Raw genomic sequence first — 23,921 nt, 5'->3', positions numbered from 1 at the left:
GGCAACGTAGTCGCGGCTCAGGGCTATGTCAACGAGTGATTACTTGCTGTCGTCGCAGAGCTATGCTGGGGCGGCATGTCGGATTCTGGTGCGGGACGGCTGGCAGGGGAGGTCGCCGGTGGCGACGAGAGAAACCGGCGGGTCTCCGGACGCCGCCGCCGATCCGCGTACCGACGCACAGCCCGCCGGGGGGCGCCGGCGGCGGGACGCGGCAGCGACCCGCGAGGCGCTCCTCCAGGCCGCGCACAGCCGGTTCACCCGCCTCGGGTACGACCGCACGACACTGCGCGACGTCGCAGCCGACGTCGGGGTCAACCTCGCGCTCATCAAACGGTACTTCGACTCGAAGGAAGGTCTGTTCAAGGCGGCGCTGGCGTCCAGACCCCGGTTCACGGGTGGCGAAGGCGAGTTCCCCCGAGACCGTGCCGCCCTCGCCGAGGCCCTCAGCCACCAGCTGTCGGCCGACGCCTGGCCGGAATTCGGCGAGCACCCGGTGCTGATGCTGTTGCGCGTCTCCGGCGACGAGCGGGTGGACAGCCTGCGCAGGCAGGCCCTGGAGGACTTCAGCCGACAGGTGCTCGAAGCCTCGGGCACGCGGCCGGCGCAGGACGACCACGAACGCCTGCTGAGGGCGGAACTCCTGGTCGCGCTGGGCGTCGGCGTCGCTGTCGTACGATCCGCCGTTGGCCTTCAGCCCTTGCGCGACGCGACATCCGAGGACCTGATCGGCCCGCTGCGCGATGTCGTCGACGTCCTGCTCGCGCCCCCGCACTGAGCAGACCGGGGCCTGCCCCCGGCCCTGCGCTGCGCTGCCCCGCTCCGCCCGGCCCGCTTCCGTAAGACGCGTGGAAGAACCCGGGCCCCGGGCCGCCTCGCCAACGCCCCGGGGTCTGCCGGCGTCAGCTGCCGAGCACGGAGCCGAAGGACTTGTTGCCGTAGGTCAGGCCGAAGGCCTTCTCGCTGAAGGACAGCGCGCCGGACGTCGTGAGGCCGGAGGCGCTGCCGCGCAGGATCAGGTCGGCGCCGTCGGCGTAGTGGTGGCCGTCGTCGAAGACGTCCTCGCCCGCGGCTGCGGCGGTGAGATCCGCGTGGCCGTCGCCGTTGAGGTCCGTCAGCCGTACGGCGGAGCCGAGCGTGTCCGAGCTCTCCGCCGTGCCGGGCACACCGGAGGTCTTCTGAGTGAAGCCCTGCGCGCCCGCGCCGGTCACACCGGAGGCGGAGCCCTTGAGGAGCCACAGGGATCCGGCGTTGCCGAGGCTGCCGACGTCCTCGTTGGGCGCGCCCACGGCCAGGTCGGGGTAGCCGTCGCCGTCGACGTCGCCGATCGCGGCGGCGGCGCCGAAGTAGTCGCCCGCCTCGCTCACACCGGGGACGCCCGCGGTGTCCTGGTCGATCAGGGTGCTGCGGGAGCTGCCGGGTATGCCGCCGGTGCCGCCGTAGTGGACGGCCACGGTGCCCGCGTCGTCCGTTCCCTTGCCGAAGGTGACCAGGTCGTCGTAGCCGTCGTGGTCGAGGTCGCCGGCGGTCCGTACGGAGGCGGCGTCGAGCGACACCGTGGCGGGGTCCTCGGTGTACGTCATGGAGCCGGTGCCCCCGGCGTAGTAGCCGAGCCACATGCCGGGCTCGTCGGCATCGGTGTCGTCGGCCCCGGAGACGGCGAGATCGTCGGCGCCGTCGCCGTCGAAGTCGCCTGCCGCGATCGACCCGGTGGCCCGGTACTCGTCGCAGGCGGAGGAAGGCAGGCAGGTGGCGAGTTCGGTCCGGGCCGGGGCGGTGGTCCGTGTGAAGCCGTTGCCGAAGACCGACAGCCCGGCGTAGCCCGTCACGGCGAGCTGGTCCCGCCCGTCGCCGTCGAAGTCACCGACGGCCAGGCCGGATCCGTACAGGTACGTCGAGCCCGCGCCCGCCGCCCCGTAAACCGTCAGCGCGCCGTTGACCAGCCCCTTCTTGCCGCCCCACAGGATCTGGACGATGCCGTAGTCGGAGCCGGACGACTCCTCGAACGGTACGCCGACCACCAGGTCCGAGTAGCCGTCGCCGTCCAGGTCACCGGTCGCGTACGAATAGCCGAACCTGTCGTATGCCTCCGCCGCTCCGGGTACCCCGGCGGTGCTCTGGCTGATGGTGGCGGACCGGCCGGTCGACACGCCGGCCGCCGAGCCGTACAGGACCGTCACCTGCCCCGCCTGCGACTTACCGTTCAGCTTGGCCTTGGGGGTGGCGACCACCAGGTCCGCGTAGCCGTCCCCGTTGAAGTCGTCGCGGGCGGCGGTCGCCGCGGTCGCGCCGTCGCCCGCGGCCATGGCCGGGGCGGCGAGGGGCAGGGCCAGGCCGCCGGCGGCAGCCGCGGCAGCCATGGCGGTGACTGCCAGAAGTCTCTTCTGCAAGGGGGGCTTTCCGTTCCAGGAGGGTTGTGTGTGTCCGGAGTTGACTCACCGGACGACCAAAGGGTTGTACGCCGGGTCCGCGCCGGGTCCGCGCCTGTTCGCGCCGGACCGCCCGGGGCGAAGGTTGTCCGGTCGGCGAGATGGGCAGCCTCCGTCAACTCTCGTGCACAGCAAGGCAGTTCCATGATGCTGTGCCCTGTTCGCCCTGCCTCCGAAAGGAACCCGCCACCGTGTCCTCCGCCCCCCTCGCCCTCACCCTGGCCAATCTGCTGCTCCGGCCGCGCCTGGGCTCCCGTCGCGCCCCTGACCGGACCTTCGACCGCCTCGTCGCCGAGACCGGGCAGGCGGAGGGGGACCAGCGGTTCGTCGACGACTTCCGGTTCCTGCTGCGCCACTGGGCGGGCGACGAGAACCTCACTCCGGTCGGCTGGCTGTCCGCGCAGGGCCACGTCCGCAGGCACCTCGCCAACCGGGCCCGGATCCGCCGGCTGATCGCCGCGCATCCCGCGATCGAGCGGGAGCCCATCGACGAGCCGGTGTTCGTGGTGGGCCTGCCGCGCACGGCCACCACACTCACCCATGGAGTGCTGTCCCTCTCGGACGAGCACCGATGTCCGCTGTTGTGGGAGTTACTCGCGCCCGACCTGGACGTGCCGCCCGCGCAGCGGCGGAAGGCGATCACCGCCGCGCGTCAGCTGGTCGGCGGGATCAATCTGTTCGCCCCGCGCTTCCGCGACATCCACCCCCTGCGCGCCGAGGGCCCCGACGAGTGCACCTTCGCTCTTCCGCACACCGTTATGCCGCTGTCCCAGGCGCGCATCCCCGAGTACCGGGCCTGGCACGACGAACGGGACTTCGTCCCCGACTACCGTCACCTCAAGCAGGTCTTCCAGGTACTCCAGTACGGCCGTCCGCGCCGCCGGTGGGTGCTCAAGTCCCCCCTGCACACCGAGAACCTCGACGCGTTGCGCACCGTCTTCCCCGACGCCACGATCGTGTGGACCCACCGCGATCCGGTCGCCGTCGTGCCGTCGTTCTGCAGTCTGGTCGAGCACGGCATGGCCATCACCGTCCGCCCCCTCGACCTGCACGCCATCGGCGCCACCTGGCTCGAACTGCTGAGCCGCTCCGTGACGCGGGGGATGGCGGCCCGTGCCTCGATCCCCCGGGAATCGCTGGTGGACGTCCCGTACTCCTGGCTCGGACGCGACCCGGCCGCGGGCGCCCCGAAGCTCTACGCGTCCATCGGAGCCCGGTGGACCGATGCCGACGCCGCCCGGCTTCCCGAGGTCGCCGCCCGCACCAAGGGCACCCGCCGCCACAGCTACGACCTGTCCCGCTACGGCCTGACCCGCGCCGATGTCGAGTCGGCCTTCGCCGGCTACAACGCCCTGCGGGCCGAGGTCGACCGCGCCTGACGGCCGAGGGGACCGTACGGACGCCCGGCGCCACCGGTGTCAGGATCTGGCGTCGCTCCAGGTCGTGCTGTTGAGGAAGTAGGTGTCGTACAACTCCTGGACGTCCAGCAGGCTTTCGGGCGGGACCTTGCCGTAGGCGATGCGTTCCAGGTGGCGGAAGTACTCGAAGCGTTCGATGCCGGGGGTGATGACGATGAGGATGTCGGCGTCGTGTCCGGGTGCGGCGGCGAAGGCATGTGCCAGCCCTGGCGGCACGATGACCAGGTCGCCGCGTTCCGCGGTCACCACCTGGTCGCCGGACAGGAGTTGGGCGGTGCCGTCCAGCAGGTAGAACAGCTCGGCCGAGGTGGAGTGGTGGTGCGGTTTGGCGCCGTCGGCGCCGTCGGTCAATGTGACCCGCTGGGCGGAGAGCGCGCCTGAGGTGGCGCTGCTGTCGGCGAGCAGGCGCACGGTGGTCGGGGCCCGGCCGATCACTTCGGCATCGGCTGAGCGGACGACCACGGACTTGCCGGACTCCGGCACGATCAGTGACATCTGAGGGACTCCTTCGGAAGTCGGTTCTGAGGTTCAGACGGCGAAGAGGAGCGCGGCGCTGATGAGGACGATCACCGCGGTCGCGAAGTGTATGCCGAAGGCGGCGGCCTTGGTACCGCCGTGGCGCAGCACGATGAGGGTGTCGCCGAGGGGTGTGAGGGCCACGGCGAGCATGAACCAGGCCACGGCGTGCGCGTCGGCGAAGGCGAGCAGCGCGAGGCCGATGATGCCGGAGGTGAAGTCGCGCAGACCCTTGACGGTCAGGTAGGCGGTGTCTCCGTCCGGCTTGGCGGGGACACCGAAGCCGGCGGCCGCTGCCTGGGGGCTCACGAGGAACCTCGCGCCGATGAAGACGACGAACAGGACGAGTAGGACGGCGAGTCCGTAGGCGATGGGAGTGAGCATGATCTTCTCCAGTCCCGGTCGGTATTCTAGCGGCGCTAGGAATGAAAGTGACGCTATCAGAGCATCGGCAGAAGTACTAGCGTTGCTAGAGTCGAGTTATGTCGATTCGGGGGCGCCGAGAACGCGAACGTGCGGAGCGGGAGCGGCTGATCGTCACAGCGGCCCGCGAACTTGCCGAGGCCGAGGGCTGGGAGGCGGTCACCACCCGGCGCCTCGCCGAACAGGCCGAGTACAGCCAGCCGGTGCTGTACAGCCGCTTCAAGGGCAAGGGCGCCATCATGGCGGCCGTCGCGGTGGAAGGCTTCGCCGACCTGACCGCCGAACTGCGCACCGCCCGAGGCCCGGTGACCGACCCCTGGCAGGCCCTCGCCGACGTCGGCGCCGCGTACGCCGCGTTCGCCGAACGGCGCCCCGCGCTCTACGACGCCATGTTCCGCCAGAACACGGCTCTGCCCTTCGTCACCCCCGAAGCACCCACCGCCCTCACAGCGGCCTTCGGTGAACTGCACGAAGCCGTACAACCCCACGCCGGGAACGACGACCTCGCCCTGCTCACCGAAACCCTCTGGAGCGGGCCGCACGGACTCATCACCCTCACGCGCGGCGGCAGACTACCGTGCCAGTACCACGACCAACGGCTGGCGCTCCTGATCAGGCGCTTCTCGCGTCGGCCCGCCGATCACGCCTGACCATCGCGTCGCGCGCGCAGCCGTCCCCGAAGCCGGCGGCTCAGGCGTTGGCGTTGTCGTGTGCCAGGTCGCCGCCCAGCTCGCGGGAGGCCTGCGCCTGTGCCGGCAGTTCCCTGGCCTTGGCCGGCGATGGTCAGCAGGGTCCCGGCGAGCTTGACGGCATCGCCCGTCTGCCAGCCGCTCACGCTCTTCCATGTCCCGTCCGGCACCGGGCGGCAGGCCCCCGAACAGACCCGAGACCCGGCCGGCTGACACCCGCGACAAGGGCCGGCGCGGCCGCCGCTCCGCAGGCCGGCTCGGTGGCGGGCGACCGCACCCGCGGTCAGGCTGGTGCCATGCGACAACGTGTGCCCGTCGGGGTGCCGGCGACGGCCGCGGCGGCGCTGATGCTGCTGTCCGCCTGTCATCCCGTCCCGGCCGGCCGTGCCGCCGCCGCCGCGACGACCGGTGACGTGGCCCGGCAGGTGGACATCGGCGGTGGCCGGAAGATCTATCTGCACTGCCGGGGGAGCGGCAGCCCGACCGTCGTCCTGGTGTCGGGTCTCCACGACTCGTCCGACACCTGGAGCATCACCGACACCCGGCCGCCGGTGCCGAAGGCGCCCGCGGTCCTCCCCGGTGTCGCGGCGTTCACCCGGGTCTGCGCCTACGACCGGCCCGGAACGCTGCGGTACACCGAACCCCCCGCCCTGAGCGCGCGGAGCACCCCGGTGAACGGAACGCGCTCGCTCCCGGGCCTGGTGCGCGACCTCGACAAGGTGCTGACGTCGGGGCATGTGCCCGGCCCCTATCTGCTGGTGGGCCACTCCATCGGGGGAATGATCACGCGGCTGTATGCGCAGCGGCACCCGGAACGGACCAGCGGCCTGGTCTTCGTCGACTCGTTCGGTACGAACATGAAGCCGTTCCTCGGCAACGACTGGCCCGCGTACGTGCGACTGCTCAACCGTCCCGGAACGGCTTTCGACGACGACCCGGGATTCGAGAAGGTCGACATCGACGGTGCCGTCGCGGCGGTCGACCGTGCCGGTCCGCTGCCGAAGGTGCCTGTCGTCGTCATCAGCAAGACCCAGCCCTTCGCAGCAGCCGCCGGAACCCCGAAACCGCTGCTGAAGCGCCTGGAACGGGCCTGGCCACGGGTGCAGCAGGCGCTGGTGGAACTCGCACCGCGGACCCCTCACCTCCTCGCCACGGGGAGTGACCACTATGTGCAGATCCACGACCCCGACCTCACGATCGGCGCGATCAGGCTCGCGGTGGGCCGGACGCCCCACAGGTGAACTGACGGACCCGGGCCGTGGGCTCGCACCCCGCCGACGTCATGCGCCGGCCAGCAGCACCTCCAGCGCCACGGCCGCATCCGGATAGCGACCGGCGAGTGCCGCGCCCGGCGGGGCAGGATCCGTCGTCTCCCAGGTCCCGTCGCAGCCCAGCAGGGCCGCCACCGCGTCGCACGTCGCGGGGTGGGCGGCGAGCAGCGTGCAACCACCGCTGCCGTCCGCGCGCCGCGCCGGCAGCCCGGGCACCGGCGCCGCCTGCGGCTGCGCCCGCCACGGCGGCACCCATTCGTCCAGCACCGCGAGCCGGCCGGGGAAGATCCGCCCGGCCTCACGGATCAGCAGCGGGGCCAGCTCGGCGCCGCCCGATCGCAGGGCGGTGATCAGGGTCGGCAGCCACGGCAGGAGCACCGGGTCCGGCAGCCGTCCGAACGCGTTCGACACTGCCTCCACGACGAAGTCCGTGAGGCCCGGGACGGGTTCCAGGGCGTGCACGAAACCGCTGAGGTAGCGCGGATAGGCGGGCACCAGCATGGGATTGCCCAGCAGCTCGTCGCACCTCGCCCGGAGGTCCCCGCGGCTCAGGTGCCCGAGCTGCACCTGAGCGGCCCACAGCAGCGCCGTCTTCAACTGCTCCCGCGGATGCGACTGGGTGACCGCCAGCTCCAGTTGGGTCCGGTCGCAGCCCAGCGACAGCGCCATGCTCTCCATGCTGAACAGGAAGCCCAGCATCGCCGCCACATGGCGGACCGTGGCGTCGTCGTCGGTGAACGCCGTCGGCAGCAGGGTGCAGTAGTGCGCGTATCCGGTCTTGACGAAGGACTCGATCCACGGCGGCAGCACCGGCTCGCTGGTGCGGTAGTACGCCAGCAGCCGCCGCACCCGGCTCAGCACCTCCGGTGCGCCGTCGACGCTGCGTTCGGCCGCCAGCACCTCCAGGGCGCGTGTGCCCAGTTCGTCGGTGAGGCGGCGGCTGCCGCGCAGGTACAGCGTCGCGTCCTCGACGGCTTCCAGGACGGTCGCGGTGGTGGCCTGCGGGCCGTACGCCGTGCGGCGCAGGCGCTGCTCCAGGACCTGCTCGATGCTGACGCCCTCGTAGCCGAGCTCGATCAGCGCACGCTGGTGGGTGCCCAGTGCCAGGTCCCACGACTCCTGGATCGACCGCTCGCCGAGGCTCCGCTCGCCCATGATGGGCCGCGCGGTGCCCTGCGGCATCAGATAGCGCAGCATCCACAAGACGTCGGAGCACCGCCCCAGTTCCGGCTGGGAGGCGATGTCCAGCAGCGCCCGCTGCACGCCGCGCTGCTGGAGTCCGAGGTTGAGCGGCGCGAGCCGGTCGTGCACGTCGCGGGCCAGGGGCGGCAGCGCGTCGTAGCCGACCTGGCCGACCCGGTCGCCGCCCATCATGATCTCCACGAGGCGACGCACGTCGCGACGGCCGGGCACGGCGTCCTTCTCGATGCAGGTGACGGCCGCGTCCTGGAAGTCGTACGGCGTGGGCTTGGCCCGGTCGCGCATCCTGGCCAGCAGGATCGACGTCTCGAACACCGCGATGGCGTCGGCGGTGGAGGCGAGATACCCGTTGCGGCGCGCGGCGCGCACGATCTCCACCGACCAGCCGAGCAGTTCGGCCTCGTCCAGCCGGTCCAGCGCGGGCGGTCGCTGCAAGAAGCCGGTCAGCTTGTCCGAGGGCGGGACCGCCGGTACGGGAGCCGCCGCGGCCGCGCTCTTCTTGGCCGTCGACTTCTTCGCACCCGCCTGCCCCGCCAGGCGGTACGGCTCCACGCGCGTGCGCCGGACGTTCTTCGCCCAGAGCGTCGCGGCGATCGACACCGAGCCGGCGGCGAGGCCGAACTGCGCCTCGATCGCCGCGTGGCTGGACGGAATCAGGCCGTGCTGCCACTTGGTGGCACTGCGCGGGCCGATCTCGAAGCCGTCGGCGCCCTGGACGCCGAACTCCGCGACGCGGCTGGCCGCGTGGAAGGCACCGCAGACGTAGAGGCAGTCCCCGGGATCGGTGCCCGTCGCAGCCAGGTGTTCGCGCATCCTGGTCCACATGTAGCGCTCGCGGTCCTCGTCCACGCGCACCCGATGGGTGTCGCCGGGCGCCAGACGCCGGAAGAGGCTGCCGATCAGGAGCATGACCTGGCGGTAGGTGTCGTGGTCGCTGTCGCCGAGCGGCAGCTCGACGTACTGGTGCCACCACTCAGACCAGTGCCGCACCCTGCCGTGACGCAGCAGGTGTTCCTCCAGTTCGGCGAAGCGCGGCCGCAGGTCGCCGATCTCCACGCCGACCGCGTCGCCGTGCAGCCCGGCCTCCTCCTCGGCGGCCGGCGCGTCCGCGTCGGCCGGCCCGGCCGGCTCACCGGCGCGCGCGTCCCACTGGAAGACATGGTCCGAGGAACGGTCGACGAGGACCAGTTCGACGCCGGGCGTGTCCAGTGCGTAGGCGATCGCCTGGTACTCGGCCGAGGCCTCGGTGACCGGTGCGACCACCGACAGCGGGGACCACTCGGCCGGGAAGCCGTCGACCTCGGTCGCGAACGACTGGACCGCCACCGGAAGCCTGCAGTTGCGCAGTTCGGTCAGCAGCGGCGCCATGTCCTCGCACAGCTCCAGGTACACGACCTTCGGCTGTTTCTCCCGCAGACGGCGTGCCATCGCGATCGCCGAGGCGGGCGAGTGGTGGCAGACGGGGAAGATCTCCAGCGGCTCGCGCACCGCGCGGTCGACGTCGTCGACGATGCCGAGGAGGATGCCCTCCAGCGCGCCGGGCCCGTCGGCGAACGTCGCGGCGGCCTCCTGAAGCTGCGTGCGCAGTGCTTCGAAGGTGCCCTCGTGCGTGCCGCTCATGACAGGGTGGCGATCGCGTCGCGGCCGCCCTCCAGGAACTCCGGCCAGGATCCGCCCTCTTCCTTGCTGCGCGGCTCGACGACCCCGTGCAGGTACTTGTTGAGGATGGCCAGATCCTCCGGCTCGCGCCGGGCCAGCGACCCGACCAGCGAGGAGGCCAGGGTGTGGGCGGTCAGGGCGCGCTCGCCGAAGAAGTTGCCGTGCAGGATCGCGTCTTCCAGTACACCGATCTGTTCGGCGGTGGACAGCGCGGACTCCAGCTTCTCGTCGTCGCTGCCGGCCGCGGCCGCCGAGGCGCGCAGGTCGCCGAAGCTGCGCAGCAGCACGTCGAGCAGCGTCGGCGGCACGTCCAGCTCGATCTGGTGGCGGCGCAGCAGTTCCTCGGTGCGGAAGCGGACGATCTCCGCCTCGCTCTTCTTGTTCGTCACCACCGGGATGCGGACGAAGTTGAAGCGGCGCTTGAGCGCCGAGGACAGGTCGTTGACGCCCCGGTCGCGGCTGTTGGCGGTGGCGATGATCGAGAAGCCCGGCTTGGCGAAGACGATGCTGTCGCTGTCCAGTTCGGGGACCGAGATGTACTTCTCGGACAGGATCGAGATCAGCGCGTCCTGGACGTCGCTGGTGGAGCGGGTGAGTTCCTCGAAACGGCCGATCGCGCCGGTCTCCATCGCCGTCATGATCGGCGAGGGGATCATCGACTCCCGGGACTGGCCCTTGGCGATGACCATGGACACGTTCCAGGAGTACTTGATGTGGTCCTCGGTGGTGCCGGCCGTGCCCTGCACGACCATCGTGGAGTTGCGGCAGATCGCGGCGGACAGCAGCTCCGCCAGCCAGCTCTTGCCCGTGCCGGGGTCGCCGATGAGCAGCAGGCCGCGGTCCGAGGCCAGCGTGACGATGGAGCGCTCGACGAAACTGCGGTCGCCGTACCACTTCTGCGGGATCTCCCGCTCCAGGCCGTCGGAGCGCTCGGAACCCAGGATGAACAGGCGGACCATCTTCGGTGACAGGCGCCAGGAGAAGGGCTTGGGGTTGTCGTCGACGGACTCCAGCCAGTCCAGTTCCTCGGCGTACTTGGTCTCGGCGGGGGCGCGCAGCAGGTCGGACATGACAGGGCCTTTCTAAGCGAGAAGCGTCTTGAGTTCGTGGACGAGCTTGCGGATGTGGCCGGAGACCACCGGCGTGCCGAGGGCCTTGAAGCGCTCCCGGAACCAGGGGTTGACCTCCTGGCGGCCGGAGCTGGTCACCGAGCCGACCGGGATGAACTTCACTCCGGAGCGGTGGACGGCCTCGATGCCCTCGAACAGCGGCTGGGAGCGGTCGAACTCGTAGAAGTCCGAGATCCACACCATCACGGTGTCCCCGGGATCGGTGATCTTGGGGCGGGCCATGGCCATCGCGACGGGACCGTCGTTGCCGCCGCCGAGGTTGGTGCGCAGCAGCGTCTCGAACGGGTCGTTCACCCAAGGCGTCAGGTCGATGGCGCGGGTGTCGTACGCGATCAGGTGCACGTCCACCTTCGGCAAGCCGGCGAAGATCGACGCCAGGATGGTGCAGTTCACCATCGAGTCGACCATCGAGCCCGACTGGTCCACGACGACGATCAGCCGCTGGGGTGTCGTCTTGCGGGCGGTGTGCCGGTAGTAGAGGCGGTCGACGTACAACCGCTCCTCCTCCGGACTCCAGTTGGTGAGGTTCTTCCAGATCGTGCGGTCGAGGTCGAGGTTGCGGAACACCCGCTTGGGCGGGACGGAGCGGTCCAGGGCGCCTGCCGTGGCCTTCTCCACCTGGGTGCGCAGCACTTCGGCGACCTCGTCGACGAAACGCCGGATCAGGGCCTTGGCGTTGGCCAGGGCCACGCCCGACAGGTTGCTCTTGTCCCGCAGCAGCTGCTCGATCAGCGACATGCTCGGCGTCAGCTGCGCGGCCAGCCTCGGGTCGGCCAGTACCTCGCGCAGATGCATCCGCTTGACGAGGTCGGCCTCGATGGCGCCCAGTTCCGGGCTGATCGACGGAAACCGGCCGGCGCCCAGTCCTGCGGCGCTTCTTCCGGCGCCTCCGCCCGCGCGGCCGCCGCGCAGCTCCCCGGGCCGGCAGCCGAGCGCGCGCTCCAGCCAGCCCGCGTCGGACTGCCAGCGCGTCAGCTGCCCGGCGGTGACCGTGCCGGAGCCTGAGGCGAAGACATTGAGCAGCACCTTCGACACCAGCGCCGCACGCCGCACTTCCGCGGCCCGGTCGCGGGCACCGTCGTCGGCATCTTCGGCAGTGGCACTGCCGTCATCGGGGCCGGGCGCCATCAGACCGTCGAACTCGGCGGCCAGCTCCGGGTGGCGCTGCACGATCGAGTCGACGGAGGCCTGCGGGTCCAGCAGCGCGGACGGCAGGCCGATGTCCTCGACGACGGCGAGGCTCGCCGATTCCAGGGTGGCCTGCTCCTCGTGGTCGAAGAGCCGGGCGAGGAGCCGCCAGTACAGGACCTGGCGGCGGTTGTCGTCGGGGTCCGCCCCGGGGTCCAGCGAGGACGCGAACTCGGCCGGCTGTTCGGTCGTGTGCTCCGTCATTTCCTCAACAGCCTTCCGGCCCGCTCCCGCAGCACGGCCACGGCGTCGGTGGCGGCCTTCTCGGCCCTGACTCCGGCCTTGTCGGTCGTGCCTCCGGCCCAGCCGCCGGCGTGGATCGCGACGGCCTTCTTCCGTACGGTCGTCTCGACGGCCAGAGGCTGGACGCGATACGTCCCGGCGTCCCAGCGGAGCAGCCCGATGCACGCGCCGGACGCCGCGACGGCCTCGGGGGTCAGCGGACCGGCGGTCGGAACGCGGTCGGTGTCGACGGCGAGAGGGTGTCCGGCGACGGTGAAGGTCAGGGTGCCGTCGTCCTCCTGGGCGGCGTAGCCCTCCAGGAGCACGGGCACGGCGATCCGGGCCGGGTGCCGGTCCAGGGGTGCGGTCGCGGCGTCGGTGGCGGTGGGCAGCGCGACGCGGGCGGTGGCGAAGGCGTCGGCGGGCTCGCCCGGGCGTGCGTGCTCGTCGCTCCAGAGCAAGTCGCCCTCGGCGGTCAGAGGCATGCCCGCGAGGTCCATCGAGCGGCCCTCGCTGACGGCTGCCAGGAGCGACATGTGCGGGCGGAGCAGCTGCCAGAGGCCGGCTCCCACGACCGTGTCGGGCTTGGGCACCGACACGCCGGCACGCACCAGACGGGGCGCGGCGCCGTCCGCGGGCTCGAACACCGCGTGGACCTGGGCCTGCACGGCGCTGGGGTGTTCCGTCAGGTCGACTCCGAGGGGCAGCAGCCGGCCGGTGGCCGTACCGGTGACGGGCACGTCCGCCGCACCCGGCAGCGTCAGCAACATCGCGCGCGACCACAGGTCGGCCCAGCGGCGCGCCGGGACGCGTTCCAGGGCCGCGCCCGGGCAGGATGCGGCGAGTTCGCCGGCGAAGCCGTCGAGGAGCGTCGCCAGGCGGCGCAGGGCCGGGTCGGGGAGCATCACGGAGACGACGTTCGCCGCCCCGGAGACCACGTCGTGGTCGATGCCCTGCCACCCGGCGCGCGCCAGATCGGACAGCCAGGAGCGGGCGGCGGCGAGGAGATTCGCCGCCCGCTGCCCGCCGGACGCCGGGACGGTCTCCGCGCTGCGGGGCCGACCGGTCGCCTCCTCGACGCGGGTCATCAGTGCGTCGTGGACGGAACCGAGCAGCGCGGTGCGGGCGGCGGCCAGGGCGACGAAGTGGTCCTCGACCGCCGTTCCGGCCGCCGCCTTCTCCGCCGCCTCGGCGACCCTGGCGGCCAGCGGCGTCCCCGCGACGGCCTGGGCGAGCTCTGTCAGACCGGCGGCCTGGGCGGGCCGGGGACGGAGCAGACCCGCGACGAGAACCCGGTCGAAGGCGTCGACGGCCGCCAGGGCCTCGTCGAGCCCGTCGATCCCGTTGACGGGCTCGGAGAGCAGATCTGCGCGCATCACGCCACCGCCCTGGTCGGCGGGAACCACTGCATCTCCGGCAACGGTGCGGTGGTCGGTTCGAGTTCCAGGTAGGCCAGATGGCGAAGGAACCGGCTGAAGACGGGCGCGGCGGCCTGGGTGTCGCCCTGCGCCGGACGGGTGGCGCTCATGCCGGTGGTGATGGTCTCCGGGCTCGGCTCCCCGTCCACGCTCTCGACCCGCAGATAGCGGGCGACGCGCCCGGCACCGTACTGCAGCACCGCCTCGTTGATCAGGGCCCGGATGTGATTGCAGAACGAGCCCCGCGCGCCGCCGCAGGGCCGGTTGTTGTTGGTGCTGCAGGCGAACGCGTAGGTGCCGGCCGCCACCGACGAGACATAGACCCGCTCGATGTCCGAGCCGCTGGACACCACGCCCTGCAAGCGTCCGTCGGCCAGTTCGACGAACGGGACCTTGGCGAGCTTGCGCGGCCGTGCGGGTGCTGTCACCCGTGCCGTGCTCGACCTCTCCCAGTCTGACAACGCGCCATCTCCTCTGCGCCAAGGGGACGTCCGCGCCACAACGGCGGGACACGACTGAACATACTTGCGATCACTGACAACGCCGGATCGCGGACGCACAGCCGCGTCACGCACAGGCCGCACAGCGGTGGTCGCCACCTGTGGTGGAGTGCCCGGACAGGGAGACGGGGCCGGTCCGCCGCAGCGGACCGGCCCCATGGGCGTCGGGCTCAGGGGCCGAGGCCCTTCAGGGAGGGGAGTGCGCCCAGCCCGGACCTGGGCGCGCTATCGGGGGGTCAGGACACAGAACTCATTGCCATCGGGATCGGCCATCACGACCCGGCTGATCTCGTCCTGGCCGATGTCGATTCGGGTCGCCCCCAGGGAGACGAGACGGTCGACCTCCGCTTGCTGATCACCGTCGGCAGGGGGAGCGAGGTCGAAACGCAGCCGGTTCTTCCCGGTCTTCGGCATCAGCGGCGGACCGCCCCACGTGAACTTCGGACCGCCGTGCGGCGAACGGATCGCGGTCTCCTGCTCCTGGTCCCAGACCAGCGGCCAGCCCAGCGCCTTGCTCCAGAAGTACCCGACCTCCTGCGAACCGTCGCACGCGAGCGCTCCTACGAATCCGCAGTCGGCAAGGAAGTTGTTGCCCGGCTCGATGACGCAGAACTCATTGCCTTCGGGGTCGGCGAGCACCACATGACCCTCCTCCGGGCGTTGACCGATGTCGATGTGCCGGGCGCCGAGCCCGAGTGCCCTCGTCACCGTCTCCTGCTGGTCCTGGAGGGACGCGCTGGTCAGATCGAAGTGCATCCGGTTCTGGCCGGACTTCTGCTCCTTGGTCGGGAGAAACCCGATCCGGAACCCGGTGTCGTCGCTCGGCAGGAGGGCGATGCCGTCGTGGGTATCGTCGGTCAACTCCCAGTCCAGGACACCGGCCCAGAAGCGCGCGAGAAGGAGGGGGTCGTTCGCGTCGAAGCAGAGTGCCAGGAGGTGAGAAGTCATCCCGTTCCGCATCTCCGATCTGCTGACTCGCAGCTGCAGACAGGGCACATCCTCCCCGCCCATGAGGAGGACAACGCTAGGACGCTCGGGTCCTGCGACGCAACGCGAATAAGCCGGAGGGCGCATGGTCGCTGAAGTTTCGCCGTCCCGCGGCGGCTGCTCGCCGGTGGGGGTGTTCTCGCCGGATGGGGCGGATGCGCCCTGGGCTGCGGTGTTGCCGGTGGGGCGGTGAGGCTGGTCGGCCTCGTCGAGAACGCCGTCCCGGCGCGCGGCTTTTCACGACCGGTCGAAACAGCAACGGCCAGGCATGGTCGGCCTCGGGGCGCAGCACCACCGGTTCCGGCAAGTCCCCTTCCGTAGCGCTCACTTGACTGTGACAGGCCTGTTACCGGAAGTATGGCTTCCGTCACGGCCTGACCTGCCCTGGTGCTGGTCGACTCGGCTGATGCGTAGAGCCTCCGTCGTCCTTCCCGTCGCCGCCGGCGTCCTGCTGCTCACGGCTTGCGGATCCCAGCAGGCCGATTCGCGGGGCGAGTCCACCTGCGGGGCCGGCAACTCCGGCACGCAGGCCGCGCCCGGCACCGCGGCCCCGGCTGGAGACCCCTCAGACGCGGAGAAGGACGGAGTCAGGATCACCGGATCGAGCGGCGGGCACCCGCGCCTGCGCCGAGTTCGAGGTCACCAACCATGAGGCCGAACCCTTCACCTACACGATCACCTTCGAGTTCCTGTCGGATGCCGGAGAGGCGCTGAGCAGTACGAAGCAGACAGTGCCGTCCGTCAAACCGGGCCGGACCGTGAAGCGCACCGTCGCTGTCGGCGGGATCGCCTGGAACCTGAGCGGCGGGGGACGAGTCAGGATCGCCGTGGTGAGGAGTGTTCCCGCCGACGAAGCATCCTCCGAAGGGGGACCCTGCCCGTCCTCGGGAGTGCGCGTGTACGCCGACCAAGGCGATGCCGCCATGGGCCTCCGTGTCGTGGGTCTCCACTTGGAGAACTGCGGCACCCGGACCATGCGGCTCAACGGCTACCCGCAGCTCCAACTCCTCGACGAGGGGCACAAGCCGGTCAAGGGTGTGAAGATCCTCCACGGCGGCAGCGCCGTCGCGACCGGCACCGGAGCCGACGACCTGCCCCGGCCGCTGGTCCTCAAGCCCGGCGAGCGCGCGCAGGCAGGGCTGGTCTGGCGCAACACCGTCGAAGCCGGTGTCGGCAATCCTGTGAACGTCCCGTACGTGAGGGTGCGGGAGAAGCCCGGTGCCGCCCCCGTGACGGTGATCCCGGAACTCGATCTGGGCACGACGGGGAAGCTCGGTGTCGGCGCCTGGAAGAAGGACGAGACGAGCAGGACGGTCACCGGCGGCGCGGCGGAGAAGTAGTCGCTGACCGGCATCGCCGCGCGCCGTGTCCCCGTCGCTTCGACAGCACCTAATTCGTTTGCGCCCGCACCGCTCCGTACTCAGACTGTGCCGGTGCTGATCCGACGCGAAGTACCCGCCGACATTCAAGCCGTACGCGCTGTCACCACAGCCGCGTTCGCCAAGCAGGGGACCCCGATCCCCGTCGAGGCCACCCTGCTGGACGAATTGCGCGGCTGCGAGGGCTGGTTGCCGGAGCTGTCGCTCGTGGCGTTGAGCGAGCCGGGTGAGGTCGTCGGGCATGTGATCTGCACCCGGGGACACATCGACGCGGCCCCGGCCCTGGGACTCGGCCCGCTCAGCGTGCGCCCCGACCACCAGCGTCGCGGCGTCGGGCTGGCGCTCGTCCACGCCGTGCTCGGCGCGGCGGACGCGCTCGGCGAGCCGCTCGTCGCCCTGCTCGGCAGCCCCGCGTACTACGGCCGCTACGGCTTTCGCCCCAGCACGCAGTACGGCATCATCCCGCCGGACCCCGGCTATGGCGAGTACTTCCAGGTGCGGACCCTCACGGCGTACGAGCCGACGCTGCGCGGCACCTTCGCGTACGCCGCACCCTTCGACCACGTCTAGCCTGCGGGCCGACGCCGCACACCGGCCGAAGCCGAGGTGACAGGCCGGACCGACGGCCTCATGACCGGACGGGCAGGACTCCGGCGAGTATCAGGATCGGGGGACGTCTGAGGTGTTCGGCCAGCTCGGGACGGGAGTTGAGCGCCTCGGTGCCGGGGGTGGGTTCGTCGATTCCGGTGAGTTCCAGGCCGGCTTGGAGCAGTGCGTTGATCAAGGTGGCCGTCCGTCTGTGGTGTTTCACGACTCCCTCGACGATCCAGTTCTGGGTCCTGGGCGCTTCGGCGGCGTAGTCGTCGACCGGCCAGATCGTGCCGTCGCCGGTCCGCATCCAGCCGGGCATCAGCCGGTGGGCCGTGCAGACCGGGTGTTCCTGGGAGAAGACCAGCCTTCCGCCGGGACGCAGCCAGGTGGCGACGCGGCCCACCAGGCCCGGGTAGTCCGCGATGTAGTGCAGGACCATGCTGCTGACGACCAGGTCGGCGCAGCCGGAGGGCAGCGCGAGTGTCTCCAGGTCCGCGCACAGATAGCGGACCTTGGGGTGCGGCGCGGCAGCCGCAAGCATCCGCTCGGAGGCGTCGACGGCCAGGACGTCTTCGGCACCCTCGTCGGCCAGGCTGCGAGCGAGTGCCCCGGTGCCGCAGCCCAGATCGATGACCGACGCGCGATGCACCGGAGGGAGCATCCGGGCCAGAGCGGGGATCTCGACGGCGTCGTTGACGCCTGCCCCTGTCGCCCGGAGACGGCGATAGCCCTCGAAGAATCGCGGGTCGTCGTAGAGGTCCCGGCCGTCGACGGGTGTCACAGGTGCCGTGTCAGGTCGGCCACGTCCAGCATGGGCAGGCCCCAGGCCAGCGCGGCGATCTCCAGGTCGGCGGCCTTGGCCATCGTGCCGTCATGGTTCATGACCTCGCAGCACACCCCCACCGGAGGCAGTCCGGCCGCCACGCACAGGGCGACGGTGGCTTCGGTGTGACCGGCCCGCTCGGCCAGGCCTCCGGGCCGGGCCGCCAGCGGGAAGACGTGCCCCGGGCGCAGGAAGTCCTCCGGACGGGCGTCGGGATGGGCCAAACGCCGTACGGTCGCGGCACGTTCGGCCGCCGAGACGCCGGTACCTGTGGCGGACGCCAGGTCCACCGGGATGTGCGGCCGGGTGCCATGCCGGTCGCCGGGCCCGGGAACGGGTCCGATCTCCAGCCGTTCGAGGACCTCCGGCGCACATGGCACGGTCGAATGGCCGCAGACCTGGGTGAGCAGGAAGGTGAACGCCTCCGGCCGGAGCCGCGCCCCCGCGAACACCACGTCACCCTCGCCCTCCCGGTCCGGATCCCAGATCACGACGGCGCCACCGGCCGCCAGTTGCGCCACCGCCTGCTGTACGCCCCGGGCGCCCGTGACCCGTCCCGCCCAAGGCAGTGCGGCGACCACTTCGGCCACCGCCCGGCCGGGGGCGCAGGGCCAGCGCCGGGCGAGGCGGGTGACCAGGTCGGGCTCCAGGTTCACGCGGTCCCCCACGGACAGGTCCGCCAGGGTGGTGGCCCGCAGCGTAAGCGGGACGAGCGCCACCGCGAACCGGTCGCGGGCCACCTCGGCGATGGTGAGGCTGACCCCGTCCACCGCCACTTGGGCCTTGGCGGTGATCAGCGAGTGGAACCGCTCGGGCGGCTTGATCCACATCCGCCGCATGGTTCCCTCGTCGTCGATCCGTACGACCTTGCCCACGGCCTCGACGTCACCCTGCACCAGATGCCCGCTGCTGGGGTCACCAAATCTCAGCGGTGTCTCCACGTTGACACGTGTCTCGGGCGGGACCTGGCCGAGCGTCGACCTGCGGCGGGTGTCGGCCGACACCGCCGCGGCCAGGACGCCTTGCTCTCCGGCGACCGGCGCCACCGTCAGCCCCACCCCGTTCACGCAGATGGAATCGGGCGTCCGTGTGGCGGCCTTGGGAGCTCTGATCATGATGTGGTCCTGGCCTGCTGCCACGACCGTGCCGATCTCATGGATGTGTCCGGTGAACATCTCGCACCACCTCTCGACAGCGGCAGGCAGAACCTGGCCGCAGGGAGAAAAAGCAGGAGCCCACGTCGGGCCCGAGAGGTGGCGGGGTATCACCGCTTGGCCCCGGAATCACACCGGATCGTCCCACCGCGAACGGCGGAACCGACGGGCTTTCACCGCCGCACCTTGGAATCGCACCGGTCACCATCTAACACGCGGCAGATCCGGGGATCAAGCAGCGCGCGCGGCCCGCCTGCACGCCCCGGCCCGCGGCTGGGGCCCGCCATGGGTGTCCGGCCCGGTGGCGCGGCACTCAGCGGGAGGTACGGCGCCGGACCGCAGCGGGCCGCGCCGGACGGCACCGGACCGCGCCGGACTTGGCCGGAGACAGCTCGCCCCTTTCGAACCACGACGGTGCGCTCAGCCGGCGGGAGCGCCGAACCACTCGGGCAGCCGGCTGAGGAGATCGGCCTGCTCATCGCCGACCCACGCCACATGGCCGTCCGGTCGCAGCAGTACCGCGGGCGCGTCGAGTTCCTCGCTGACGTCGACGACGTGGTCGACCCGGTCGGCCCAGCCCGACACCGTAAGCCGGCCGGTCTGGTCGAGCAGCAGGCCGCGGCCGCCGTGCATCCGCTCGTACAGGCGCCCCTGCTTCAGTTTCATGTCCCGCAGCCGCCGGCCGAGGAGGTCATGGCCCTCGCCGAAGTCGTAGCGGACCCCGACCGCGGTGATCATCCCGGTCACGTACCGGTTCGCCTCCTCGAAGTCCATCAGCGTCGAGAACAGCTCCCGCAGCGCGGTCGCACCCGGATCGGTCCCCAGCAGCGTGATCTGCGCGCGGGTGTTGGCCAGCACGCGGGCGCCCACCGGGTGCCGTTCGGTGTGGTAGCTGTCCAGCAGCCCTTCGGGTGCCCAGCCGTTGACCGCGGCGGCCAGCTTCCAGCCGAGGTTGAAGGCGTCCTGCACGCCGAGGTTCAGCCCCTGCCCACCGGTCGGCGGGTGGATGTGCGCCGCGTCGCCGGCCAGCAGCACCCGGCCGATCCGGTAGCGCTCGGCCTGCCGGGTGGCGTCGCCGAACCGGGACAGCCAGCGCGGCGAGTGCACGCCGAAGTCGGTGCCCGCCAGGGCCCGCAGCCGCTGCTTGAACTCCTCCAGAGTCGGCGCGGTCGCGCGGTCCTCGGCCACGCCCTCGGCGGGCACGATGACGCGGTAGGTCCCGTCCCCGTTGGGGATGGTGCCGAACCGCAGTTGGGTCTTGGTGACTTCCCTGACGACGGCGGCGACCGTCTCCGGCTCCTCGGTCATCTCCATGTCGCCCAGCAGCGTCTCGACCTTGGTGGGCTCACCGGGGAAGCCGACGCCGAGCAGCTTGCGCACCGCACTGCGGCCGCCGTCGCAGCCGACGAGGTAGCGCGAGCGCAGGTACGTGCCTCCCCCGCCGGCTACGCCCTCATTGGCGGAGGTGCCCCCACCCGCCAGCTCGACGGTCACGCCGGCCCCGGCCCCGTCATCGGACTGGCTCAACCCGACCACTTCGCAGCCGCGCCGGATCTCGGCACCGAGTTCGAGCGCGCGCTCGTTGAGCAGCCGCTCGGTGACCGGCTGCAGAGTGGAGAGGCCGTACGGGTGCGCGGTGTCCAGGCGGTCCGGCCACGGCTTGAGGATGCCGCCGAAGAAACCGCCGACCTGGAACTTCTCACTGACCGCGAGAAACCGTTCCAGCAGGCCGCGTTGGTCCATCATCTCGACGCTCCGCGTGTGCAGGCCGCGCCCGCGGGACTCCATGGTCGGCTCGGCCAGCTTTTCCAGCACGACCACGTGCACGCCGTGCAGCCGCAACTCGGCGGCCAGCATCAAGCCGGTCGGTCCGGCGCCGACCACGATCACGTCAATCATCAAATGCCCATTCAACGAGATTGCATTTCGGCCGGCTGCTCCGCGCATTCGCGAATCCGTCATTTCCGCAGTTCCTGGCCTTGGCCGGCCATTCTGCGGCACGCCCCGGCCCTTGCCGCAAGCCCCCCGGTGCGCTATATGTTAAGAGTGGCAAGGAGTGGGTGACCTCCTTGCCTTTGCCTTTGTCCGGTGCCGCGCCCTTTGTCCGGTGCCGCGCCGCGTACGGCGATGCCGGCGGTCCACCTTCTTCGGCAAGGCCGGCCTGAGGTGCCGCGCACAAGCGCTCCTTCCTCGCTCTGCACGACTACGGCATGGGCGGTTCGTGGTGGTGGGTCCGAGTGCGTTCCGAGCAGGAGGTCCTCGGAACGTTCGCCTGGGTTGAAGTGGTCACCGACCCGGAGACTGTGGACCTCTTTGACCCGGCACTCGCGGGCCAAGAGATCAGCCGGAGCGAGTTCGAGGAACACTGGGTGAGGGCCCGCCAAGCAGACGCCGGCCTATAGGTGCAGATCACTCCATTGCCCGGTGGCGCCTTCGATGTGGCAGGACAGTCCTCATTGGGTGAGGGTCCGGGACCGTTTCAGCTGTCCCGAACCGGCGGTTCCTGCCCTGACCCAGAGGCAGTTGATGACGCTGCCCGCTGTCGACAAGGCCCAGCATGCCGGCGCGGCAACGGCCACAGGCATCCCCTGCGCACCAAGTGGCAGAAACCTATTGGTCGTCAGATCTCATGTCAGAGGTCAGAGAGCCTCACGCAGGATCCGAGCCCGCCGGCGACTACACCGAATGTCAGTAATTCTAGGTTAAAAATATGGGTAATTCCAAGGCTAAAGAGTGGTAGGCTCGGGGTGGAGGTGAAGTAGTTGCCCACCGAGGAAGAGCTGTTCGAGGCGGTCGACGCCCTGCTGGAGGGTGAGCCGCCACTGCCGTCGCCGGAGGAGCGGGCGCGGCTGCGGGAGGCTTCCGGTGTCACGCAGGCCCGTCTGGCGCAGGTGTTGCGCACGACGACGCAGACGGTGAAGAACTGGGAGAACGGCCGCAGCGAGCCACGCCCCCCGCGGCTGCGTGCCTATCAGCGGCTGCTGGACGGCTGGGCGGCGAAGTACCCGGCTGAACCCGCCCCGGGGTCCGAGGTGTTCAGCGGCTCCCCGGAGGTATCGGCGGCACCCGCGCCCGCTCCTCCTGGCGTCCCCGAGCCCGAGGCGGCGCCCGCGGTCGAGCCGCCGTCGATGTCACGGCGTCCGGCCGCGGAGCGGCCCGCCCGCAAAAACTGCCGCCGCCTCCCCGGCCTCCGTGGCGGATCCGCGCTTCGCCAACGGGCCGCTCGGCGTGCTGGACGGCGACGGCTCGGTGTACTGCGTGGGCGGCCTGGTACTGGACTGCCCGGCCAGGACTCTCCCGGCGCTGGTCGAATGGACGCTGGCCGAGGCCAGGCTCGGTGCGCCCCGGCTGCACCCCTCGGGCAAGGACGCCGACCCGCTGATCGTCCTCACCGCCACGGCCGCCGAACGGCTCGGGCTCCCCGATCGCCTGGAGGACCGGCGCGGTTTGCGGCTGCCGGACGACCACAAGGCCGTCAAGCAGATCGTCAAGGCCAAGTGGCAGCTCACCCGCCGTGGTTTCGGCCCATGGGCGAGGGTCTACCGCCCGGCCCAGGCCGGCCGGCGCAGCTGCGTGCAGTTCGCGGTCCTGTCCTGGGGCGCGCTCGACTCCCGTTCCTGGGGCGACGCCGGTCAACTGCCGCCCGCGGCCCTCGCCCAGGTGCTGGGCACCTACGCGACCCGGGTCATCACCCCGCGCGGATCGACCGCCGTCTGCGGCCTGGAGACGATGACCGCGCTGCGTCCGCCGACCCGCGCGGTGAAGGACGAGGAGACCGGCGCATGGGTGTCCGGACCGGTGCCCGGCTCGCTCACCGAAGCCGTCGACCCGGCCCCGGCGGAGGCCCCGTCCGAGCACCCGATCGTCGCCGCTCTGTATCCGCGCACCCACCAGCGCACGCCGGACGAGGTCCTCGACGAGGAGGCGTACGAGTGGACCCGTGACCCGCAGCTGCTCACCGACGCCGAGTGCGAGCGCCGGTACGCGGTCGGCATCGACGTGAACACCGCGTTCCTGGCCGCCGCCAACCGGCTGGTCGTGGGCCTGTCGGCGCCGGTCCACGTCAAGGCGCCGGCCTTCGACAAGAAGACGCCCGGCGCGTGGCTGGTCGACCTGTCCGGGATCGAGCTCGACCCGCGGCTGCCGAACCCGTTCACGCCGCAGGGCACCCGCCCGGCGGGGCCGGCCTGGTACGCGACGCCGACCGTCGCCTACGCCCAGGAACTGGTCGACACCTTCCGACTGCCGTTCCGTCCAAGGCCGTTGGAGGCGTGGATCCGTCACCGGTCCGGCCCGTACCTGGATCCCTGGTACAAGCACCTCAGTGAGGCGTACAAGGCGACGATGGCCGACCTCGGTGTGGTCTCCGGGATGAGCGAGGCCGAGTTCCTGGCGGCGATGGCCACGCACAAGCAGAACGACCCGGACATGACGGCGGTGCTGTCGGCGATCAAGTCGACGGTCAAGGGCGGCATCGGGAAGCTGCGCGAGCGCCCGCAGGGCACGTCCTACACCTTCGGCGAGCGGTGGCCGGCGTTGGAGCGCCCCACCTGGCGCCCCGACATCCGCGCCGCTGTCATCGCCGCGGCCCGCGTCAACATGCACCGCAAGCTCCTCAAGACCGCCCTCGCCGCGCAGCAGGCCCCGGCCCCGGCCGGTCACCTGATGCTCGCCGAGGACGCGCTGATCCCGGTCGCGCTGCTGTCGGACTGCGCCGTCTACCTGTCCGACGGGCCCAGTCCGCTGGATGTGCTGCCGCACACCGCCGACGGCAAGCCGGCTCCCGGCACCTTCCGGCTCGGCGTGAGCCCAGGCATGGTCAAGCACGAGGGCACCCAGGAGCTGCTGTGGGCCGTGCAACTGCTCGACGAAGGACTCAACCCCGCCCGGCACATCAAGGGCGACACCGAAGACAGCGGGGAGTAGG

At 71.2% G+C, this 23,921-nt stretch carries 19 protein-coding genes; 7 read left to right on the top strand and 12 right to left on the bottom strand.

Translation table 11 applies throughout. The features are described from left to right. Positions 1-118 precede the first annotated feature (118 nt). Positions 119-775: a TetR/AcrR family transcriptional regulator gene (locus RWE79_RS03400; protein ID WP_475938496.1), complete on the top strand. Its 657-nt coding sequence runs from the start codon at positions 119-121 to the stop codon at positions 773-775. A gap of 124 nt (positions 776-899) precedes the next feature. On the opposite strand, the gene RWE79_RS03395 is transcribed toward RWE79_RS03400, so the two are convergent. Beyond that, a complete protein-coding gene (locus tag RWE79_RS03395; protein WP_475938495.1) occupies positions 900-2,387 on the bottom strand; it encodes an FG-GAP and VCBS repeat-containing protein in 1,488 nt (495 codons plus the stop codon). A gap of 230 nt (positions 2,388-2,617) precedes the next feature. Here RWE79_RS03395 and RWE79_RS03390 point away from each other — a divergent pair, with 230 nt between their 5' ends. Continuing rightward, positions 2,618-3,805, top strand: a complete 1,188-nt coding sequence (locus RWE79_RS03390) for a sulfotransferase family protein (RefSeq protein WP_475938494.1) — start codon at positions 2,618-2,620, stop codon at positions 3,803-3,805. A 39-nt stretch (positions 3,806-3,844) separates the two neighbouring features. Here RWE79_RS03390 and RWE79_RS03385 read toward each other — a convergent pair whose 3' ends face one another. Together RWE79_RS03385 and RWE79_RS03380 are read right to left on the bottom strand one after the other, a co-directional pair. Beyond that, positions 3,845-4,339 (bottom strand): cupin domain-containing protein, encoded by a 495-nt coding sequence (locus RWE79_RS03385; RefSeq protein WP_475938493.1) that lies wholly within the window; start codon positions 4,337-4,339, stop codon positions 3,845-3,847. 33 nt (positions 4,340-4,372) lie between these two features. Continuing rightward, a complete protein-coding gene (locus tag RWE79_RS03380; RefSeq protein WP_475938492.1) occupies positions 4,373-4,744 on the bottom strand; it encodes a DUF4267 domain-containing protein in 372 nt (123 codons plus the stop codon). Positions 4,745-4,842: 98 nt separating this feature from the next. Between RWE79_RS03380 and RWE79_RS03375 the strand changes: the two genes are divergently transcribed. Together RWE79_RS03375 and RWE79_RS03370 are read left to right on the top strand one after the other, a co-directional pair. Then, on the top strand, positions 4,843-5,433 hold the full coding sequence (locus RWE79_RS03375) for a TetR-like C-terminal domain-containing protein (RefSeq protein WP_475938491.1): 591 nt from the start codon (positions 4,843-4,845) through the stop codon (positions 5,431-5,433). 335 nt (positions 5,434-5,768) lie between these two features. Then, positions 5,769-6,713 carry an alpha/beta fold hydrolase gene (locus RWE79_RS03370; RefSeq protein ID WP_475938490.1) on the top strand — a complete coding sequence of 315 codons (945 nt, stop codon included), beginning with the start codon at positions 5,769-5,771 and terminating at the stop codon, positions 6,711-6,713. Between the two features lie 39 nt (positions 6,714-6,752). On the opposite strand, the gene RWE79_RS03365 is transcribed toward RWE79_RS03370, so the two are convergent. From RWE79_RS03365 to RWE79_RS03340, 6 genes are all read right to left on the bottom strand, one after another. Then, positions 6,753-9,563 carry a DUF5682 family protein gene (locus RWE79_RS03365; protein WP_475938489.1) on the bottom strand — a complete coding sequence of 937 codons (2,811 nt, stop codon included), beginning with the start codon at positions 9,561-9,563 and terminating at the stop codon, positions 6,753-6,755. Next, a complete protein-coding gene (locus tag RWE79_RS03360; protein WP_475938488.1) occupies positions 9,560-10,672 on the bottom strand; it encodes an ATP-binding protein in 1,113 nt (370 codons plus the stop codon). Before RWE79_RS03360 ends, RWE79_RS03365 begins: the two co-directional genes overlap by 4 nt. A 12-nt stretch (positions 10,673-10,684) precedes the next feature. Next, positions 10,685-12,124: a VWA domain-containing protein gene (locus tag RWE79_RS03355; protein WP_475938487.1), complete on the bottom strand. Its 1,440-nt coding sequence runs from the start codon at positions 12,122-12,124 to the stop codon at positions 10,685-10,687. Then, entirely contained in the window at positions 12,121-13,518 is a 1,398-nt protein-coding gene (locus RWE79_RS03350; RefSeq protein WP_475938486.1) for a hypothetical protein, read from the bottom strand. Before RWE79_RS03350 ends, RWE79_RS03355 begins: the two co-directional genes overlap by 4 nt. Then, entirely contained in the window at positions 13,518-14,021 is a 504-nt protein-coding gene (locus tag RWE79_RS03345; RefSeq protein ID WP_475938485.1) for a hypothetical protein, read from the bottom strand. Before RWE79_RS03345 ends, RWE79_RS03350 begins: the two co-directional genes overlap by 1 nt. 264 nt (positions 14,022-14,285) lie before the next feature. Next, positions 14,286-15,008, bottom strand: coding sequence for a VOC family protein (locus RWE79_RS03340; RefSeq protein ID WP_475938484.1), 723 nt, complete (start codon positions 15,006-15,008; stop codon positions 14,286-14,288). Between the two features lie 935 nt (positions 15,009-15,943). Here RWE79_RS03340 and RWE79_RS03335 point away from each other — a divergent pair. After that, positions 15,944-16,387, top strand: coding sequence for a DUF4232 domain-containing protein (locus tag RWE79_RS03335; protein ID WP_475938483.1), 444 nt, complete (start codon positions 15,944-15,946; stop codon positions 16,385-16,387). A 93-nt stretch (positions 16,388-16,480) separates the two neighbouring features. Then, positions 16,481-16,996 (top strand): GNAT family N-acetyltransferase, encoded by a 516-nt coding sequence (locus RWE79_RS03330; RefSeq protein ID WP_475938482.1) that lies wholly within the window; start codon positions 16,481-16,483, stop codon positions 16,994-16,996. A 58-nt stretch (positions 16,997-17,054) separates the two neighbouring features. On the opposite strand, the gene RWE79_RS03325 is transcribed toward RWE79_RS03330, so the two are convergent. The 3 genes from RWE79_RS03325 to rox form a co-directional block, all read right to left on the bottom strand. Further along, the gene (locus RWE79_RS03325) at positions 17,055-17,798 is read right to left on the bottom strand and encodes a class I SAM-dependent methyltransferase (RefSeq protein ID WP_475938481.1); all 744 of its coding nucleotides are present in this window, start codon (positions 17,796-17,798) and stop codon (positions 17,055-17,057) included. Next, entirely contained in the window at positions 17,795-19,015 is a 1,221-nt protein-coding gene (locus RWE79_RS03320; protein WP_475938480.1) for a riboflavin synthase, read from the bottom strand. The genes RWE79_RS03325 and RWE79_RS03320 overlap by 4 nt, the downstream gene beginning before the upstream one ends. A gap of 399 nt (positions 19,016-19,414) precedes the next feature. Further along, the gene (rox, locus tag RWE79_RS03315) at positions 19,415-20,893 is read right to left on the bottom strand and encodes a rifampin monooxygenase (RefSeq protein ID WP_475938479.1); all 1,479 of its coding nucleotides are present in this window, start codon (positions 20,891-20,893) and stop codon (positions 19,415-19,417) included. A gap of 1,065 nt (positions 20,894-21,958) precedes the next feature. Between rox and tap the strand changes: the two genes are divergently transcribed. Further along, entirely contained in the window at positions 21,959-23,920 is a 1,962-nt protein-coding gene (tap, locus tag RWE79_RS03310) for a telomere-associated protein Tap (RefSeq protein ID WP_475938478.1), read from the top strand. The last annotated feature ends 1 nt before the right edge of the window (position 23,921 follow it).

This window comes from Streptomyces sp. RLA131 (assembly GCF_056270125.1).
Note: the sequence above shows the minus strand (reverse complement) of the source record. Positions and strands in the feature narration are given on the sequence as shown.

Excerpts from the sequence above, each read along its gene's own strand:
- RWE79_RS03365 (WP_475938489.1), bottom strand. The coding sequence starts at position 9,563 with ATGAGCGGCACGCACGAGGGCACCTTCGAAGCACTGCGCACGCAGCTT.
- RWE79_RS03380 (WP_475938492.1), bottom strand. The coding sequence starts at position 4,744 with ATGCTCACTCCCATCGCCTACGGACTCGCCGTCCTACTCGTCCTGTTC.
- RWE79_RS03360 (WP_475938488.1), bottom strand. The coding sequence starts at position 10,672 with ATGTCCGACCTGCTGCGCGCCCCCGCCGAGACCAAGTACGCCGAGGAA.
- RWE79_RS03375 (WP_475938491.1), top strand. The coding sequence starts at position 4,843 with ATGTCGATTCGGGGGCGCCGAGAACGCGAACGTGCGGAGCGGGAGCGG.
- RWE79_RS03320 (WP_475938480.1), bottom strand. The coding sequence starts at position 19,015 with ATGTTCACCGGACACATCCATGAGATCGGCACGGTCGTGGCAGCAGGC.
- RWE79_RS03370 (WP_475938490.1), top strand. The coding sequence starts at position 5,769 with ATGCGACAACGTGTGCCCGTCGGGGTGCCGGCGACGGCCGCGGCGGCG.
- RWE79_RS03340 (WP_475938484.1), bottom strand. The coding sequence starts at position 15,008 with ATGACTTCTCACCTCCTGGCACTCTGCTTCGACGCGAACGACCCCCTC.
- RWE79_RS03350 (WP_475938486.1), bottom strand. The coding sequence starts at position 13,518 with ATGCGCGCAGATCTGCTCTCCGAGCCCGTCAACGGGATCGACGGGCTC.
- RWE79_RS03355 (WP_475938487.1), bottom strand. The coding sequence starts at position 12,124 with ATGACGGAGCACACGACCGAACAGCCGGCCGAGTTCGCGTCCTCGCTG.
- RWE79_RS03385 (WP_475938493.1), bottom strand. The coding sequence starts at position 4,339 with ATGTCACTGATCGTGCCGGAGTCCGGCAAGTCCGTGGTCGTCCGCTCA.
- rox (WP_475938479.1), bottom strand. The coding sequence starts at position 20,893 with ATGATTGACGTGATCGTGGTCGGCGCCGGACCGACCGGCTTGATGCTG.